Annotated in this window: 20 protein-coding genes and 1 other annotated feature; of the genes, 7 read left to right on the top strand and 13 right to left on the bottom strand. The window is 41.9% G+C overall.

Going from position 1 to position 16,566, the window contains the following annotated elements; all coding sequences use genetic code 11:
- Window positions 1-9: 9 nt before the first annotated feature.
- The 11 genes from pheS to H0913_RS08135 all read right to left on the bottom strand — a co-directional run bounded on the left by pheS (window position 10) and on the right by H0913_RS08135 (window position 7,633).
- Window positions 10-993: a phenylalanine--tRNA ligase subunit alpha gene (pheS, locus tag H0913_RS08185; RefSeq protein ID WP_036950469.1), complete on the bottom strand. Its 984-nt coding sequence runs from the start codon at window positions 991-993 to the stop codon at window positions 10-12.
- A gap of 119 nt (window positions 994-1,112) precedes the next feature.
- Window positions 1,113-1,243, bottom strand: a sequence feature (Phe leader region).
- Window positions 1,193-1,237, bottom strand: coding sequence for a pheST operon leader peptide PheM (gene pheM / locus H0913_RS08180; protein ID WP_126437459.1), 45 nt, complete (start codon window positions 1,235-1,237; stop codon window positions 1,193-1,195). (Overlaps the previous feature by 45 nt.)
- Window positions 1,244-1,363: 120 nt before the next feature.
- Complete coding sequence (gene rplT, locus H0913_RS08175) at window positions 1,364-1,720, bottom strand: 50S ribosomal protein L20 (RefSeq protein ID WP_006659451.1); 357 nt, start codon at window positions 1,718-1,720, stop codon at window positions 1,364-1,366.
- Window positions 1,721-1,764: 44 nt separating this feature from the next.
- Complete coding sequence (rpmI, locus tag H0913_RS08170; RefSeq protein WP_004263702.1) at window positions 1,765-1,962, bottom strand: 50S ribosomal protein L35; 198 nt, start codon at window positions 1,960-1,962, stop codon at window positions 1,765-1,767.
- Window positions 1,963-2,055: 93 nt separating this feature from the next.
- Window positions 2,056-2,595, bottom strand: a complete 540-nt coding sequence (infC, locus tag H0913_RS08165) for a translation initiation factor IF-3 (protein ID WP_071992133.1) — start codon at window positions 2,593-2,595, stop codon at window positions 2,056-2,058.
- Between the two features lie 289 nt (window positions 2,596-2,884).
- Window positions 2,885-3,424, bottom strand: coding sequence for a translation initiation factor IF-3 (gene infC, locus H0913_RS08160; RefSeq protein WP_071992134.1), 540 nt, complete (start codon window positions 3,422-3,424; stop codon window positions 2,885-2,887).
- 3 nt (window positions 3,425-3,427) lie between these two features.
- Window positions 3,428-5,356, bottom strand: a complete 1,929-nt coding sequence (gene thrS, locus H0913_RS08155) for a threonine--tRNA ligase (protein ID WP_154604022.1) — start codon at window positions 5,354-5,356, stop codon at window positions 3,428-3,430.
- Between the two features lie 257 nt (window positions 5,357-5,613).
- Window positions 5,614-5,991 (bottom strand): hypothetical protein, encoded by a 378-nt coding sequence (locus tag H0913_RS08150; protein WP_154638924.1) that lies wholly within the window; start codon window positions 5,989-5,991, stop codon window positions 5,614-5,616.
- Window positions 5,992-6,111: 120 nt separating this feature from the next.
- Complete coding sequence (locus H0913_RS08145; protein ID WP_181478494.1) at window positions 6,112-6,489, bottom strand: hypothetical protein; 378 nt, start codon at window positions 6,487-6,489, stop codon at window positions 6,112-6,114.
- 182 nt (window positions 6,490-6,671) lie between these two features.
- Window positions 6,672-7,121: a methyltransferase family protein gene (locus H0913_RS08140; RefSeq protein ID WP_154604430.1), complete on the bottom strand. Its 450-nt coding sequence runs from the start codon at window positions 7,119-7,121 to the stop codon at window positions 6,672-6,674.
- A gap of 113 nt (window positions 7,122-7,234) precedes the next feature.
- The gene (locus tag H0913_RS08135; RefSeq protein ID WP_154604083.1) at window positions 7,235-7,633 is read right to left on the bottom strand and encodes a hypothetical protein; all 399 of its coding nucleotides are present in this window, start codon (window positions 7,631-7,633) and stop codon (window positions 7,235-7,237) included.
- 288 nt (window positions 7,634-7,921) lie between these two features.
- Here H0913_RS08135 and H0913_RS08130 point away from each other — a divergent pair, with 288 nt between their 5' ends.
- Window positions 7,922-8,902, top strand: a complete 981-nt coding sequence (locus H0913_RS08130) for an IS5-like element ISEc68 family transposase (RefSeq protein WP_000082736.1) — start codon at window positions 7,922-7,924, stop codon at window positions 8,900-8,902.
- Window positions 8,903-9,377: 475 nt separating this feature from the next.
- Window positions 9,378-10,082 (top strand): MarC family NAAT transporter, encoded by a 705-nt coding sequence (locus H0913_RS08125; RefSeq protein ID WP_154638925.1) that lies wholly within the window; start codon window positions 9,378-9,380, stop codon window positions 10,080-10,082.
- Here the strand turns inward: H0913_RS08125 and H0913_RS08120 are convergent.
- Window positions 10,076-10,735 (bottom strand): transglycosylase SLT domain-containing protein, encoded by a 660-nt coding sequence (locus H0913_RS08120; protein ID WP_181478487.1) that lies wholly within the window; start codon window positions 10,733-10,735, stop codon window positions 10,076-10,078. The genes H0913_RS08125 and H0913_RS08120 overlap by 7 nt on opposite strands.
- A gap of 370 nt (window positions 10,736-11,105) precedes the next feature.
- On the opposite strand from H0913_RS08120, the gene H0913_RS08115 reads away from it, so the two are divergent.
- The 5 genes from H0913_RS08115 to H0913_RS08095 all read left to right on the top strand — a co-directional run bounded on the left by H0913_RS08115 (window position 11,106) and on the right by H0913_RS08095 (window position 15,787).
- Complete coding sequence (locus H0913_RS08115) at window positions 11,106-12,017, top strand: metal ABC transporter substrate-binding protein (RefSeq protein WP_154604085.1); 912 nt, start codon at window positions 11,106-11,108, stop codon at window positions 12,015-12,017.
- A complete protein-coding gene (locus tag H0913_RS08110; protein WP_154604086.1) occupies window positions 12,018-12,908 on the top strand; it encodes a manganese/iron ABC transporter ATP-binding protein in 891 nt (296 codons plus the stop codon).
- On the top strand, window positions 12,905-13,795 hold the full coding sequence (locus tag H0913_RS08105; RefSeq protein WP_154627923.1) for a metal ABC transporter permease: 891 nt from the start codon (window positions 12,905-12,907) through the stop codon (window positions 13,793-13,795). The genes H0913_RS08110 and H0913_RS08105 overlap by 4 nt, the downstream gene beginning before the upstream one ends.
- The gene (locus tag H0913_RS08100) at window positions 13,788-14,654 is read left to right on the top strand and encodes a metal ABC transporter permease (protein ID WP_154604088.1); all 867 of its coding nucleotides are present in this window, start codon (window positions 13,788-13,790) and stop codon (window positions 14,652-14,654) included. The genes H0913_RS08105 and H0913_RS08100 overlap by 8 nt, the downstream gene beginning before the upstream one ends.
- 263 nt (window positions 14,655-14,917) lie before the next feature.
- On the top strand, window positions 14,918-15,787 hold the full coding sequence (locus tag H0913_RS08095; RefSeq protein WP_154604432.1) for a fructosamine kinase family protein: 870 nt from the start codon (window positions 14,918-14,920) through the stop codon (window positions 15,785-15,787).
- 171 nt (window positions 15,788-15,958) lie between these two features.
- Here H0913_RS08095 and H0913_RS08090 read toward each other — a convergent pair whose 3' ends face one another.
- Complete coding sequence (locus H0913_RS08090; protein ID WP_154604089.1) at window positions 15,959-16,498, bottom strand: YniB family protein; 540 nt, start codon at window positions 16,496-16,498, stop codon at window positions 15,959-15,961.
- Window positions 16,499-16,566 lie beyond the last annotated feature (68 nt).

The following is a 16,566-nucleotide window of genomic DNA, read 5'->3' as shown; positions in this document are numbered from 1 at the left end:
AGACCCGCCTTATTTAAACTGTTTGAGGAAACGAAGATCGTTTTCGAAGAATGCACGAAGGTCAGATACGCCATAACGCAACATGGTTAAGCGCTCCATTCCCATACCGAATGCAAATCCAGAGTAGACCTCAGGGTCAATACCGACATTGCGTAATACATTAGGGTGAACCATACCGCAACCTAATACTTCCAGCCACTTACCGTTTTTACCCATAACATCAACTTCAGCAGAAGGCTCAGTGAACGGGAAATAGGAAGGACGGAAACGAACTTGAACTTCTTCTTCAAAGAAGTTGTTCAGGAAGTCATGAAGTGTACCTTTTAAGTTGGTAAAGCTAATGTCTTTATCAACAATCAGGCCTTCAGTTTGGTGGAACATTGGGGTGTGAGTCTGGTCGTAGTCATTACGATAAACACGACCTGGCGCAATAATACGGATTGGTGGCTGCTGACCATTCATCGTACGGATCTGCACACCAGATGTTTGAGTACGTAACAAACGTTTCGCATCAAACCAGAAAGTATCGTGATCAGCACGCGCTGGGTGATGAGCAGGAATGTTCAGAGCGTCAAAGTTATGGTAGTCATCTTCGATTTCAGGCCCTGTCTCAACAGAAAAACCTAACTCACCAAAAAACTCTTCAATTCGCTGAATGGTGCGAGTTACTGGGTGTAATCCACCATTTTCCATACGGCGACCCGGTAATGAAACATCGATTTTTTCTGATGCTAAACGTGCATTCAGAATATCGGCTTGCATTGCATCTTTACGGGCGTTCAGTGCATCTTGAACTTGGACTTTAGCTTCATTAATCACAGCCCCTGCTGCTGGGCGTTCATCCGCAGGCAGATCACGCAACGTTTTCATCTGGAGTGTGAAGTGGCCGCTTTTGCCTAAAAATTCAACACGCACTGACTCTAACGTCGCAACATCTTGGGCCTGTTCAATGGCTGCTTTTGCCTGTGCAACCAATTCAGCGAGATGTGGCATTGTTTCCCCTTTATGACCACTCGGTCTTTTGCTAGTTATTCACTAAATTTATCATCACAAATCATATTAATAAGATGTGAATACCTGACTGATTTTACTGTATTTTCTATCAAACCAAAAACAAAAAAGCCTCCTGACGGAGGCTTTAGCGTAACTTTTCGTTTCTATTCTACTCGCTATACGCAAAAGCCCCCGAGATTCAGGTGCTAAAGTAAAAAAAGAAACGAAAAATAACGTTGTTCATTAAAAGAGTCTCAAAAACACAGGTTTAAAGTGACTAATATTGACTGAAAGTATTAACACAAGCTGATTTTTAATACAAACATTATAAATGAAAAGAGGAAGTTTCCTTCCTCTCTTCAAGCAAACATTAAGCTAAAGCGCCTTTTGCTTTTTCAACTAAAGCAGTGAATGCTGCTTTATCGAAAACTGCGATGTCTGCTAGGATCTTACGGTCGATTTCAATTGAAGCTTTTTTCAAGCCATTGATGAAACGGCTGTAAGACAGACCGTTCTGACGAGCCGCAGCGTTGATACGCGCGATCCACAGTTGACGGAACTGACGTTTACGTTGACGGCGGTCACGGTAAGCATATTGACCAGCTTTGATTACCGCTTGAAATGCTACGCGGTAAACACGTGAACGTGCACCATAGTAACCTTTCGCCTGTTTCATGATTTTTTTGTGACGTGCACGTGCGATTACACCACGTTTTGCGCGAGCCATAGCTATCTCCTATCGTCTTTATTCTTAATTAACTAAATGTTTACTTATGCGTAAGGCAGGCAAGCAACAACCAGACCCAGATCGCCCTTAGATACCATTCCTTTCGGACGTAAATGGCGTTTACGCTTAGTAGACTTTTTAGTCAGAATGTGACGAAGGTTTGCATGCTTACGCTTAAAGCCACCGCCTGCAGTTTTTTTAAAGCGCTTTGCTGCGCCACGTACAGTTTTAATCTTTGGCATTTCTTTTATTTCCAACTTCGCATTGTGATTAACTACGAATTAATTAGGCGAATAATACTCACATTACTGTGAAACTATTACTTGGTTGCCTAATTATTTCTTCTTAGGTGCTAGCACCATAATCATTTGACGCCCTTCAATCTTCGAAGGGAATGATTCAACAGATGCTAACTCTTCCAAATCAGATTTGATGCGGTTAAGCATTTCCATACCGATTTGCTGGTGAGCCATTTCACGACCACGAAAACGCAGTGTTACTTTCGCTTTATCACCATCTTCTAGAAAGCGAATCAGGTTGCGTAGTTTGACCTGATAATCACCTTCATCTGTACCAGGGCGGAATTTAATTTCCTTCACCTGAACAACTTTTTGTTTCTTTTTCTGTTCTTTTTGAGACTTGCTCTTCTCATAAAGGAATTTGCCGTAATCCATGATACGACAAACTGGCGGTTCAGCATTTGGGCTGATTTCAACGAGGTCTACACCTGCTTCTTCAGCTTTTTCAAGCGCTTCACGTGCGCTCATGATGCCTAACTGTTCGCCGTCTAAACCGGTTAAACGGACTTCAGGAACACGAATTTCATCATTAATACGATTTGGTCGTGTTGATGGGATTCTTTTTCCGCCTTTAATACTTCATTCCTCCAACTGGATAAAGAGATTTGCTACATTCTCTAAAGCAAGCGCCTCGGTAATGTCTTTTTAAACAATTTATTACCCAAACGCGATATTCTTTTTTGGCTCTAACTCGAACAAAGCGAGTTTTACAAAGCGATTCGACCGCGGATTTTACTGCTTATTGTGAGATTACTCAAGCAGATATTCAAATTATTCGCAGAGGATCATGTAAATAGCCAAGTCTAACAATAAAAAAACGCGAGTGAGGTACAATCCCCCCACTCGCGTTCTTAATCATGACCTATTATTTTTTCTTAGGTCCCATCACCATGATCATTTGGCGACCTTCAATACGTGAAGGGAATGATTCAACGACGGCTAGCTCTTCTAAATCAGCTTTGATGCGGTTAAGCATCTCCATACCGATTTGTTGATGAGCCATTTCACGACCACGGAAACGCAGTGTGATTTTCGCTTTATCACCATCTTCTAAGAAACGAATGAGGCTACGTAATTTAACTTGGTAGTCTCCTTCATCTGTTCCTGGACGGAATTTAATTTCCTTCACTTGAACAACTTTTTGTTTCTTTTTCTGCTCTTTCTGAGATTTACTTTTCTCATAAAGATACTTGCCGTAATCCATGATCCGACAAACTGGTGGCTCTGCGTTTGGGCTGATTTCAACTAAATCAACACCAGCTTCTTCCGCTTTGGCAAGTGCGTCACGCACACTCATTACACCAAGTTGTTCACCGTCAATGCCAGTAACACGGATTTCAGTTGCACGGATCTCTTCGTTAATACGATTCGGGCGTGCTGTTGGGAGTTTTTTTCCGCCTTTAATACCTTATTCCTCCATCTGATTGAGCTGACGACTGCGAATTTCTTCCAGTAGTTTAGTCATGAATTCGTTAACATCAAGGCTGCCTAAATCTTTACCACGACGGGTACGAACAGACACTTTACCTGATTCAACTTCTTTCTCACCACAAACCAACATGTAAGGAACACGACGCAGGGTGTGTTCGCGGATCTTAAAGCCGATTTTCTCGTTACGTAAGTCCGCTTTCGCACGAATGCCAACACTTTGCAGCTTGCTAACTAATTCTTGAACATAGTCTGCTTGACTATCTGTAATGTTCATCACAACAACTTGTTGTGGTGCTAACCATGTTGGGAAGAAACCTGCATATTCTTCCGTTAAGATCCCGATAAAGCGCTCTAGTGAACCCAGAACCGCACGGTGGATCATAACTGGCGTAATACGCTCATTATTTTCACCAACATAAGAAGCATTTAGACGACCTGGTAAGAAGAAGTCTAATTGTACAGTACCGCATTGCCATGCACGGTCAAGGCAGTCATACAGTGTAAATTCAATTTTCGGACCGTAGAATGCACCTTCGCCCGGCTGGTATTCAAACTCAATACCTTTCGACTTCAGCGCATTGGCTAAGTCTGCTTCTGCCGTATCCCACATATCGTCTGTACCGATACGTTTTTCAGGACGAGTAGACAGTTTTACAACGATTTTTTCAAAACCGAAAGTGCTGTAAACGTCATAAATCATCTCAATACAGCTAGTCACTTCGCCCAGAATTTGATCTTCAGTACAGAAGATATGGGCGTCGTCTTGGGTAAAGCCACGTACGCGCATCAAACCATGCAGTGCACCTGAAGGCTCATTACGGTGACAGCTACCAAATTCTGCCATACGCAATGGTAAATCACGGTAAGATTTTAACCCTTGGTTAAAGATCTGAACGTGACCTGGGCAGTTCATTGGTTTAACACAATATTCACGGTTCTCAGATGAGGTTGTGAACATTGCATCTTTGTAGTTTTCCCAGTGACCTGTTCTTTCCCACAATACGCGGTCCATCATAAATGGACCTTTAACTTCTTGGTAATTGTAGGATTTCAGTTTGGTACGTACAAAAGTTTCCAGTTCACGGAAAATTGTCCAACCATCGTTATGCCAGAACGCCATACCCGGCGCTTCTTCCTGCATATGATATAAATCTAATTGCTTACCAATTTTACGGTGGTCACGCTTCGCCGCTTCTTCTAAGCGCAGCAGATACGCAGCAAGCTGCTTTTTATCTGCCCATGCTGTACCGTAAATACGTTGCAGCATTTTATTGTCGCTGTTACCGCGCCAGTATGCCCCTGCTACTTTTTGTAATTTAAAGTGGTGACAGAAACGCATATTTGGTACGTGTGGACCGCGACACATATCAATATATTCTTGGTGGTGATATAAACCTGGGCGATCATCTTGGCTAATATTTTGATCCAAGATTTCAACTTTATAATCTTCGCCACGGTTTACGAATGTTTCACGAGCTTCCGCCCAAGAAACACGTTTTTTAACCACGTCATAATCTGTTTTGGCAAGCTCAAGCATACGCTTTTCTAGCTTGTCCAAATCTTCCTGGGTCAACGTATAGTCAAGGTCAATATCATAATAGAAACCGTTGTCGATAACCGGACCGATTGCCATTTTGGTATTTGGCCACAATTGTTTAATTGCATGACCTAATAAGTGAGCACAAGAGTGACGAATGATTTCTAGACCTTCATCATCTTTACTCGTGATAATTGACAGGTTTGCGTCATGCTCGATCAGTTCACAAGCATCCACCAGCTCACCATTAACACGACCAGCGATACATGCTTTTGCTAGGCCGGCACCGATATCGCGAGCCACATCCATGACAGAAACTGCATGGTCGAATTGACGCTGACTTCCATCAGGAAGAGTAATAACAGGCATTAAAAAATCCTTATCAGCAGTGGTGACCCACACGAAAGATCACTTGCTTGATTATTCCAAAGTTTATAAATCAATACGTTACTGACGATTTCTCACTTCACTATGCGAGATAGGCACACAACTATGTACACATTATATAAGCCGAGGCAGATATAATTGATAACGCAATTATGCACATCGCTAGCAACTCAACTCGTAATCATAACACAGACATATTTTATGGCGATAGCCAGTTGTTGATTATTCTAGCGCTAAAATTACTGTTGCTCCGGGCTCATTAACGTGTAGTCCGCCGACATAATAAGAACATTATTACCATAGCCATTACAATCCGTTCTCACCGCATATTCGGGTAACCAAGCAATACGTGATTTTGAACGCGATAATGAAAGATTCAGGGTTGTCGGATGCTCTAATGCACTAATAAGATAGGCTAAATCTGTGGTGGCTGAACAGAGTTCAAAATTAATATGATCAGCATAAATAGCATGCCAATCCTCATGATACGGGATACCTTGCTTATCGATGATTGCACTCATTTCATCTGCGGTATAAACAAGCTGTGCAGAGGCTCTCGGAGCCAGCAACACAAAGGTTGATAACGCCAATAACGTGGTAATTATGCCTTTTTTCATCTCTCACCACACTTTTTACAATAAATCGTTAAGGGGAGAAAAATACCATTCCATCATCCTGCAAAAAACGACAATAAGGCTACTCAACATGACTTTGAATAGCCTTATTACAACAAAACGTTACCAACAACCGCGATGATTACCGCGTCCCCCCCATCGACCATCACGATATGGGCGGTTATATTGTTTGTCTTCTTCGTTTCGAAGTTGCAGTGATAAATCATCAAGCTCTTTCACCAACGCTTTTACTTTCGCGTCATCATCTTTGGCGCCAGCATCGTACAGCTTATTCAATTCAAAACGCTTATCATCAAACTCTTTCGCTAACTTAGCGATTTCATTACTTTGGCGATAATCGTTTTGTCGATAATTGTTCTGGTGATAATTGTTTTGATAACGGTGATCATAGTTTCCATTGCAGTAAGGGCATGCAGCAGCCGATGCCGAATACAGTAATACTGAAGAAACGATAGCACCTAATAACACTTTTTTGTTCACGGCAATAACCTCACAAGTCTTTGGGTTATACCAGTTTACATTTACCGAAGGGAAACCGCCTTGAAAAATGTCAAAATTCGCATCAAAAGCTAAATAAGAAGATTATAATTACAGTAACTCACAATTAAATAGGTAAAATCGCTTATTAAAAATGAATAATTAACGAATTAGACCAAGGTAAATCATAACCAACGCCGAGTTTGCTGAATATAATTAGCCCACTCCTCTTTAAAACGTTCAGATAAGAATTTTTCTTCTTGGGGAATGGTATACAAGTCAGTAATTAACCAAAAGACCAAACCTGAAACCAAGAAATAAGGTGAATGCGAAAATAAAGCGAAGCTTAAACTCATCGAGGTAAAAGCAAGGTACAGCGGATTACGAGATAACCGATAAGGGCCTCTAGTAATAAGAGAAGACGCAGGGCTAATAGGATTTGGTGAGGTTTTTTGCTGAAAAAAATAATATAAACTTGCGCCAATCCAGCCGAAAGCCTCTAAGGCAATCAGGATGCCGATAATTCCCATCCAACCAGAAAAACTCCAGAAAAAACCCTCTTTGATATGCAGATAATAAGCAGCAAATCCATTGAGCGCTAACCAATTCACAAATGGAAGTTTAAAAATGCTCATCACAGATCCTAAATTGATATTCATCTGGCAAGCATATCATGGATAAAACGATAAGAATTGGCACCGATGTCAATAATATTTAATAACACAGAGTGAAGGAGTACTCTGTTATTTTATGAACGATATCCTAAAGAAAAAACACTTTTTAGGCCTTCAAGATTGGCATACTCTTGTTCACATACAGAATTACGCACATCGCTGGGTAAATTATTTAATCTGGCTTGGATATTAGCAAGTTGCTCTTCTAACCCATTCATTCCCTTCACTTCGACAACATCTGCATTTGCTTGCAGATAATCTGTAAAGCTTCTTAAATTATTTTCTAAACTATCGCACGCATTATTCGTCAATCCGTTTTGTTCCATAAAGGAATTGACTGAAGCGGGTAATAATTGAGAGAGCGAAGGAAAAATAGATTGTTTCCACGTTTGTGGAAATAGGATCAGTACGGCAGCAATAGCCAAAACAAGCAGCATTGATGAAGTAACTAATGGCGACAGTAACTTTCTCATTGGCTATCCTAAAATTCTATTTAACATGGAATTTAGAATACACAATAAACCGTAAAGCAGTTTTTAAAATAAAAAAGAGTTTGTAAAGAATATTCCAATTATATTACCAAGAAATAAGATTATCGCCTGACAATAATCTTTTAACGAATTTACATAACCTGTCAGTAAAACAGATAGCACTGTATATACTCACTAACAAATGAACATAAACCCCCTCTAGGGAAGGTGCGAATAAGTCCGAGATGTGAGATCATCGTATTGTAACCTGAACCCAGAATGAGTAACCGGATGAGCCAGCAACTGACTTTTGCCGATAGTGAGTTTTCCAGTAAACGCCGCCAGACCCGCAAAGAAGTTTTCCTTGGCAGAATGGATGACTTGCTTCCCTGGGACAAATTACTTGGCGTTATCGAGCCTGTGTATCCCAAGGCCGGTAATGGTCGCAGGCCCTATCCGCTGGAAACCATGCTGCGTATTCACTGCATGCAGCAATGGTACAACCTGAGCGATGAGGCCATGGAAGATGCCCTCTATGAAATCGCCTCCATGCGCCAATTTGCTCGCCTGTCACTGGATAAAGCCATTCCAGACCGCACTACCATCATGAATTTCCGGCATTTGCTGGAGCAGCATGAACTGGCCCGCAAAATCTTCAGTACCGTTAATCACTGGCTAGCAGAGTGTGGCGTTCTAATGACCCAGGGCACCTTGGTGGATGCCACCATCATTCAAGCCCCCAGCTCTACCAAAAACAAACACAACAGCCGTGATGAAGACATGCACCAGACCAAGAAAGGTAACCAGTGGTACTTCGGCATGAAAGCGCACATTGGCGTGGACGCCAAAAGTGGCCTGACCCACAGTCTGGTGACCACGGCGGCTAACGAGCACGACCTCAATCAGGTTGGCAAGTTACTGCATGGCGATGAAGAGTTTATCTCAGCCGATGCTGGTTATCAGGGGGCCGAAAAGCGCGATGAGCTCAGCGATGTCAGCGCAGACTGGCTTATCGCCAAGCGTCCCGGCAAAGTGAATGCATTGAAGCAACACCCGCGCAAGAACAAGCTGGCCATCCGTTACGAATACCTGAAAGCGAGTATCCGAGCGAAGGTTGAGCATCCATTTCGGATAGTAAAATGTCAGTTTGGTTTCGTCAAAGCCAGGTACAAGGGGCTGGCTAAAAATGACAGTCAACTGGCGATGTTATTCACCCTGGCGAACCTGGTTCGAGTTGACCAATTGATACGGGCACAGGCGAGATCTACCTGAAATGAGGAAATTGGCCTGAAACAGGGCCAAAATCAGCCACGAAGAGACGATTTTGGGCTGAAAATTGGAAAATTGAGCCACAGGACGTCGATAAAGGACGGTTTGGGGCGTCATATCGGGAGCTGCGGACCACTTAATCGCAGCTTCCCTAGCAATAATGCCCTTGACCTTTTTATCTCACATAAAAAGGTTTTTTTTGCTCAAAATATTGAATGTTTTTAATCCAGCTGCATACCTCTTTGTTATTCAACAAATAAATACACTTATTCACACATGAATCGGGATGTTATCCACAGTTAATGTGAACAACTTTGTCATTCATTAAGTGAAAACATTACGCAATTTCACGTAAAAAAAGTCTCTTTATCCTATATTTGATGGGAGAATACCCTTCTGATTCCACAAATTAGTAACAATGTTTGTTATAGTTCCAACGAGAAGCCATTCTAGATTAATTTGGAGGGTAATTTTCGACATGCAAGATATTTTACAACTTTTTCAAGCCGTTGGCCTTGGCTTAGTTTTACTCCTTCCACTGGCTAACCCACTGACCGCCATTGCCGTGATGCTCAGTATTTCCGCCAACATGACCAAAGAACAACGTGACCACCAATCACTGCTGGCTGCAATTTATGTCTTTTGTATCATGCTCGTCGCTTTTTATGCGGGCCAATTAGTCATGAACACCTTCGGAATTTCTATTCCTGGACTACGTATTGCAGGGGGACTTATCGTGGTCTTTATTGGTTTTGGGATGCTATTTCCTAATTCAGAAAATAGTGAAGACAACAGTAATGTCTCCACTGATGATTTAAGTGTTCCCAAAAAACGTCAAGGCAACCAAAATATTGCCTTCGTCCCCCTCGCGATGCCAAGTACCGCAGGTCCAGGTACCATCGCAATCATTATTAGTTCCACCGCGTCTTTGCAAGGGGATATTGGTTTTGCGCCATGGGTTATCACTGTCGCACCCATTATTGTTTTTCTAATAGCCAGTGTGTTTGTTTGGATAGGATTACGGGGCGCAACGTCAATTATGAAATGGCTAGGGAACAGTGGGATTGATGCCATTGGGCGGATAATGGGTTTTTTATTAATTTGTATGGGAGTGCAATTCGTCATCAACGGCATCGTTGAAATTATCGCGCAACTCCCACACTTAATGACGGAATATCAGTAATTCACCGCTAATGCATTATACGCATTCTTAACTTTCCACAAATAGCGTGGAGCCTGCGGTGCGGGGTGTTTAGACTGAACATGTTGATAGAATTCTTCTGGCGATAAATTATTTATCATCGCGATAGCTTTAGTTTTATCATTATCAAATGTTCTTAATAATGCCCCGGCCCCATTCACGTAAGCCACAACGGTCGCATAATACATCGTTTGCGGGTGGCTAATACCCGCCAAATGTTGCTCTTTGAGAATACGAATATACGTTGTGCCGATATCAATATTCTTGCGTGGATCTTTTAAATCGCTAGAACTTGGTTCACCAGAACGTCCTTGATAACGATATGCATCACGCCCTGCTGTTGATGCTTTAATTTGCATTAAACCAATAGCATTAGATTTACTCACCACTTCAGGTCGGAAGTTAGATTCTACTTCAATAATGGCTCTGATCAGTGTTTCATCCACACTATAGCGATTCGCGGATTCACGAATAAACTCATCATAAGGAGTTCGCGGATAGCTAGTATTAGCTGCCGTATTTGGCATTTGATTGCGATTATCTAGCATTCTTGTTCTGTTCGCGGTTTTATTGGGATCACTTGAACAACCTGCCAATAGCAAAAGTACAAGCGCACTGCCGACCATTTTTTTCACTGTTGTATCCTCTGCAAATTAAAACACCGAAAGAATAGCTAATCTTTAGAAAAATAATACATTTTTTACTTAACTTTTACTTCTGGACGTGTTTTAGTCGTGTTAAATAATAATGATAACCAGCAACTCATCGATTACAAAAAATAACCCTTTTACCATTTAACGGGATTTTTCATAATTGATATTGATAATCATTATCAATTGGGATATAAATACTATCAGCCAGAAAGACCATACTCATTGTAGAGTCAAATAGGTCAATATAAATGAGAAGCTATATTCAAACCCAACAACGCACTTATTTAGATTAACCATTTAATGAGATTAATTTAGTTAATAGAACTCGTGACCCAACGTTAGGATCTATTTTATGACAAACTGTTTATTCCGATTATCAACGCTATTACGTACTACATTTATTGCATTAGCTGCCGTTTTATTTGTCAGCCAACCCGCTTTAGCTAAAAAATTTAAAGTGGTCACCACATTTACTATAATACAAGACATTGCTCAAAATGTAGCCGGTGATGCCGCAATTGTCGAATCCATCACTAAACCGGGTGCAGAAATTCACGGTTATCAACCGACACCAAAAGATATTATGAAAGCCTACGATGCTAACCTTATCTTATGGAACGGAATGAATCTGGAAGTTTGGTTCCAGCGTTTCTTTGAAAACCTTAAAGATGTGCCTGCGGTTGTCGTCACTGAAGGTATTGAGCCGATGCCAATCCGTGAAGGGGAATATAAAGATAATCCGAATCCTCACGCTTGGATGTCCCCTGCTAACGCACAAATTTATATCGAAAATATCCGTAAGGCACTGGTGAAATATGATCCAGAAAATGCAGACACCTATAATGCAAACGCGAAAAAATATTCCCAAGAAATTGCGGCACTTGATGCACCTTTACGTGAACGTTTGAATCGTATTCCTGAAGATAAGCGTTGGTTAGTGACCAGTGAAGGCGCATTTAGCTACCTCACTAAAGATTATGGTTTTAAAGAGGTCTATTTGTGGCCTATCAATGCTGAAGAGCAAGGCTCACCAATGCAAGTTAAAAAAGTGATTGATACGGTTCGTGAACACAACATTCCCGTTGTTTTCAGCGAAAGTACTATTTCAGACAAACCGGCTCTGCAGGTCAGTAAAGAGACTGGCGCAAAATACGGCGGAGTATTATACGTCGATTCACTATCAACCGCTGAAGGCCCTGTACCAACTTATATAGACCTGTTGAATACAACCGTCGATACCATCGCAAAAGGATTTTCACAGTAAATGAGCCATACAAATCAATTCGAACATCCGACTCTGGTTGTTGATGACGCAACAGTCACCTACAACAATGGTCATACCGCGATTTATGATGCAAGTTTCAATATTCACGGTGGTTCCATTTGCGCCCTTGTGGGCGTGAATGGGAGTGGTAAATCTACACTGTTTAAAACCATTATGGGGTTAGTGACGCCATCGTCCGGTAGTGTGACTCTCAATGACCAGCCGATTAAAGCCGCATTAAAAGAGAATGTTATTGCCTACGTACCACAAACAGAAGAAGTGGATTGGAATTTTCCAGTGCTAGTTTCTGATGTGGTGATGATGGGGCGTTACGGCAAAATGGGTTTCTTTCGTATTCCTAAAAAGGAAGATAAAGACGCCGTAAAAATGGCTTTAGAACGTGTAGATTTAGCCGGATTAGAACATCGCCAAATTGGTGAACTTTCCGGCGGTCAGAAAAAACGGGTGTTTTTGGCTCGAGCCCTCGCCCAGCAAGGTAAAGTTCTGTTACTCGACGAACCCTTTACTGGGGTCGATGTAAAAACAGAAAATGCCATTATTGACCTACTCCGCAGTCTGCGCGATGAAGGGCATTTAATTCTAGTATCAACCCATAACTTGGGAAGCGTGCCTGAATTTTGTGACCATGTGATTTTAATAAACCGCACTGTGCTGGCGAGTGGTCCAACCGAAACCACCTTTACCCAGCGTAATCTACAAAAAGCATTTGGTGGCGTACTGCGTCATATTAACCTGTCTGGTCAAGAGCTTCACGACGATGATGACCCACGCTCTGTCACGGTGATTACTGATGACGAACGTGCCGCCGTCTTCTATGGTCACGATCACGATGCACCGGTTAGAAAGAATCAGCCTAAGGAATCTGAATGATTGAGTTGTTACTGCAACCCTTTGAGTACAACTTTATGGTTAAAGCTATTTGGGTGAGTGCCATCGTCGGAGCGGTGTGTGCTTTCTTATCAGCTTACTTAATGCTCAAAGGTTGGTCGCTGATGGGAGATGCCCTCTCCCACTCTGTTGTACCCGGTGTGGCGGGCGCTTATGCGCTTGGATTACCTTACGCCGCAGGGGCTTTTTTTACCGGTATTCTCGCCGCCCTCGCCATGACATTTGTTAAACATCTCACCCGCTTACGGGAAGATGCCGTTATCGGCTTTATCTTTTCCACCTTTTTTGCGGCGGGGCTATTAATTGTTTCGTTGAACCCAACCTCAGTGAACGTGCAAAGTATTATCTTCGGTAATATTTTAGGGATCGCCGATGCTGATGTTCTTCAAGTCGAGATTATTATCGCCGTTTCATTTGTTGTCCTGATGTGCCTATGGAAAGATTTACTGGCAGTCTTTTTTGATGAAAGCCATGCTCGTTCCATCGGTTTAAATCCACTACGCCTGAAAATTATTTTCTTCACTTTATTAAGCGCATGTACCGTTGCCGCACTGCAAACTGTCGGGGCTATTCTAGTTATTGCTATGGTGGTCACTCCGGGTGCAACGGCCTATTTACTGACAGATAAATTTAAAACTTTGCTGATCATTTCCGTCTCTATCGGAACGGCCACCAGCGCAATTGGTGCCTACCTCAGCTACTTTTTAAATGGCGCAACGGGCGGGCTAATTGTTACGTTCCAAACGGTGATTTTCTTACTGGCGTTCTTCTTTGCACCAAAACATGGGCTCTTTGCTTCTCGTCGCAAAGCCCGTAGCGAAGTCGCTGATCTGCATCAAAGTAAGCAACAAGGAGCGACCCATGAGTGATTTTATGGATTTACTGATGGCTCCGTTTGCATTTCCATTTATGCAAAAAGCCCTGATCACGGCAATTGTTACAGGAACCGTCTGCGCTATTTTATCCTGCTTTTTAGTCTTGAAAGGTTGGTCATTAATGGGAGATGCCATCTCCCATGCGGTATTACCCGGAATTATTATCGCGTCACTAATTGGCATTCCACTGGCGATTGGCGCCTTTGTTTCAGGGCTATTTTGCGCAGTTGCTACTGGCTATTTAAAAGAGAACAGTCGAATAAAAGAAGACACTGTCATGGGGATTGTCTTCTCGGGTATGTTTGCTGTCGGTTTGGTTATGTTCGCGAAAATCGATACTGAACAGCATCTTACTCATATTTTATTCGGGGATATTTTGGGGATCACCGACGAAGAATTTAAACAAATTTTACTGTTTGCAGGGATAACCATTGCGATTATCTTACTCAAACGTAAAGACTTTATGCTGTATTGCTTTGACCCAAACCAAGCGCGTGTTATCGGCTTGCCGGTTAAATGGCTGCATTACGGATTACTTTCGCTATTAGCGTTAACCATCGTGGCATCACTACAGGCCGTTGGGATCATTCTGGTGATTGCAATGTTGATTTCGCCGGGGATCATCGCCTTTGTTCTGTGTCGGAGCTTTGGTTGGATGTTGGTGGTGGCGATTATCGCCTCAGTCACCTCCAGCGTACTCGGTACGATTGTCAGCTTCCATATTAATGCGACAACGGGCCCAACCATTGTGGTGATCCAAGCGGGCTACTTTGTTATCGCCCTACTCTATAGCAAATTAATTCTCGCACGCCGCAAATCCCACACCACGCGCCAAGATTTGCATACGGCCTAATGATATAAAGCTGAATACGCTAAAAACCTATTCAGCTTTTTCTTTCTTCTATTTGACTCTCTTCTATTTTGAAGCTTTCTCTCTATAAAAGGAAAAGCGATATCCATTTGTTATCATCAAAAGCAATCCCCCCAATTCTTGAACAAAATCAGCCATCAATCATTTCGGAATAAGGCGTAATTATTAAACAATGATCACTGTTAATTCCTAAATTGACGCTATAGTATGGTATGAGTGAAGACCAAATCACAGCGAGGTGGATCATGTGGCAAGCGATGAATCGTTTATTAATTGAACACTTTGGTGAGGCAGAGCTGCGAAATAAAGTGATTCTTTCTGGTGGGGATATTCATCACACCCTAAGAATCGATTATGGCGAGCATACAGTGTTCGTAAAACAAAATCGCCGCGAATTTCTCCCTCTTTTTAAACAAGAGGCAGAGCAGCTTGAAATGCTAGCGAAAAGCCAAACTATCACCGTTCCCAAAGTCTACGGCTTGGGTAGCAACAAGCACCATAGCTTTCTTCTCCTCGAATACTTCCCGTTAAAACATTTTGATAGCACCAATGCATGGCACTTTGGTCAACAATTGGCGCGATTACATCAATGGGAAGAACAGCCAAGTTATGGGTTCGATTTTGATACTATGCTCAGTACCATTGTTCAACCTAATGGATGGGAAAAACGTTGGAATGCATTCTTTGCAGAAAAACGTATCGGTCTTCAATTACAAATTGCATCTGAAAAAGGCATGGTTTTTGGTGATATTCAAAGACTGGTGGATATTGTTAAGCACCGTTTATCCGGCCATCAACCTCAACCTTCTTTATTACATGGGGATCTGTGGCCTGCAAACTGCGCGGTCACCAACCAAATGGATGGCGTACTCTATGACCCGGCCTGTTATTGGGGTGATCGGGAATGTGATATCGCGATGCTGCCATTATATAAAGAAATTCCGATTCAAATTATTGATGGCTACCAAAGTGTTTGGCCATTACCAACGGGCTTTTTAGACAGACAACCACTCTATCAACTTTATTTTTTACTCAATCAAGCCAACATGTTTGGTAATGAGCAAAGCTATCTGCATGCTCGCAGCATTATTGATAATTTATTAGACGACGAATAGCAGCGAATCAATTAGACGAAAATAAGAGATGCACAGCAGCGGAATAAACACCGATGCTGTGCATTTTTCATGATGGGAAAATACCAACATGATGGGCACTATCAACATAATGAAAAGCCAACATAATGAAAAGCGGCCTACATTATGAAAAGCTACCTACATGATAAAAAACTACCAATTCAGAAGTTTCAATGCAAAATAAATGGCGATCCCTAAAACAATCGGCCAAAAATACATCAAAAAGAACTGTTTGAAAATAGTATGTCGAGGAATAGTGACTTTGGATTCTAACTCTTCTTTAGTCACTTCACTGCCTTTTGCATTTTCAAGAATGACGTGATCTTCAATGCTTTCGCGAATGAATTTAATTTGTCGATACATGCGTAAGCCTGATGCGCTTAAAGCAAGCCCTACAAAGATAAAAATAAAAATAACAAAAAATCCGATACAGCTACCTGAAAAACCATGACTCACTTCAGGGACTGGTGAATTATTCCAGAATACATTGAGAAACGGCGTGCTTTGTCGAGTCATCTCCGCCATTAATTTAACAAAATCATTGGCAACTGCGTTAATTCCTTCGCCTTGAATTCCTTTCAGAGCAGCTAATTTAATTAACGATGTCAATGTAGAAATTAACGCCACAAAAAATACGATCCAGCCCAAAATACGTTTGCCAATCGCAAGAGAATTTGCCTTGTGGTAATTCATTACAACTATTCCTTAAAGTTTTTTTCTACGCTAATCATAGCTGATAATATTTGCTGGCTCCAAATTTC

The organism is Providencia rettgeri (assembly GCF_013702265.1).
GTDB lineage: Bacteria > Pseudomonadota > Gammaproteobacteria > Enterobacterales > Enterobacteriaceae > Providencia > Providencia zhijiangensis.
Note: the sequence above shows the minus strand (reverse complement) of the source record. Positions and strands in the feature narration are given on the sequence as shown.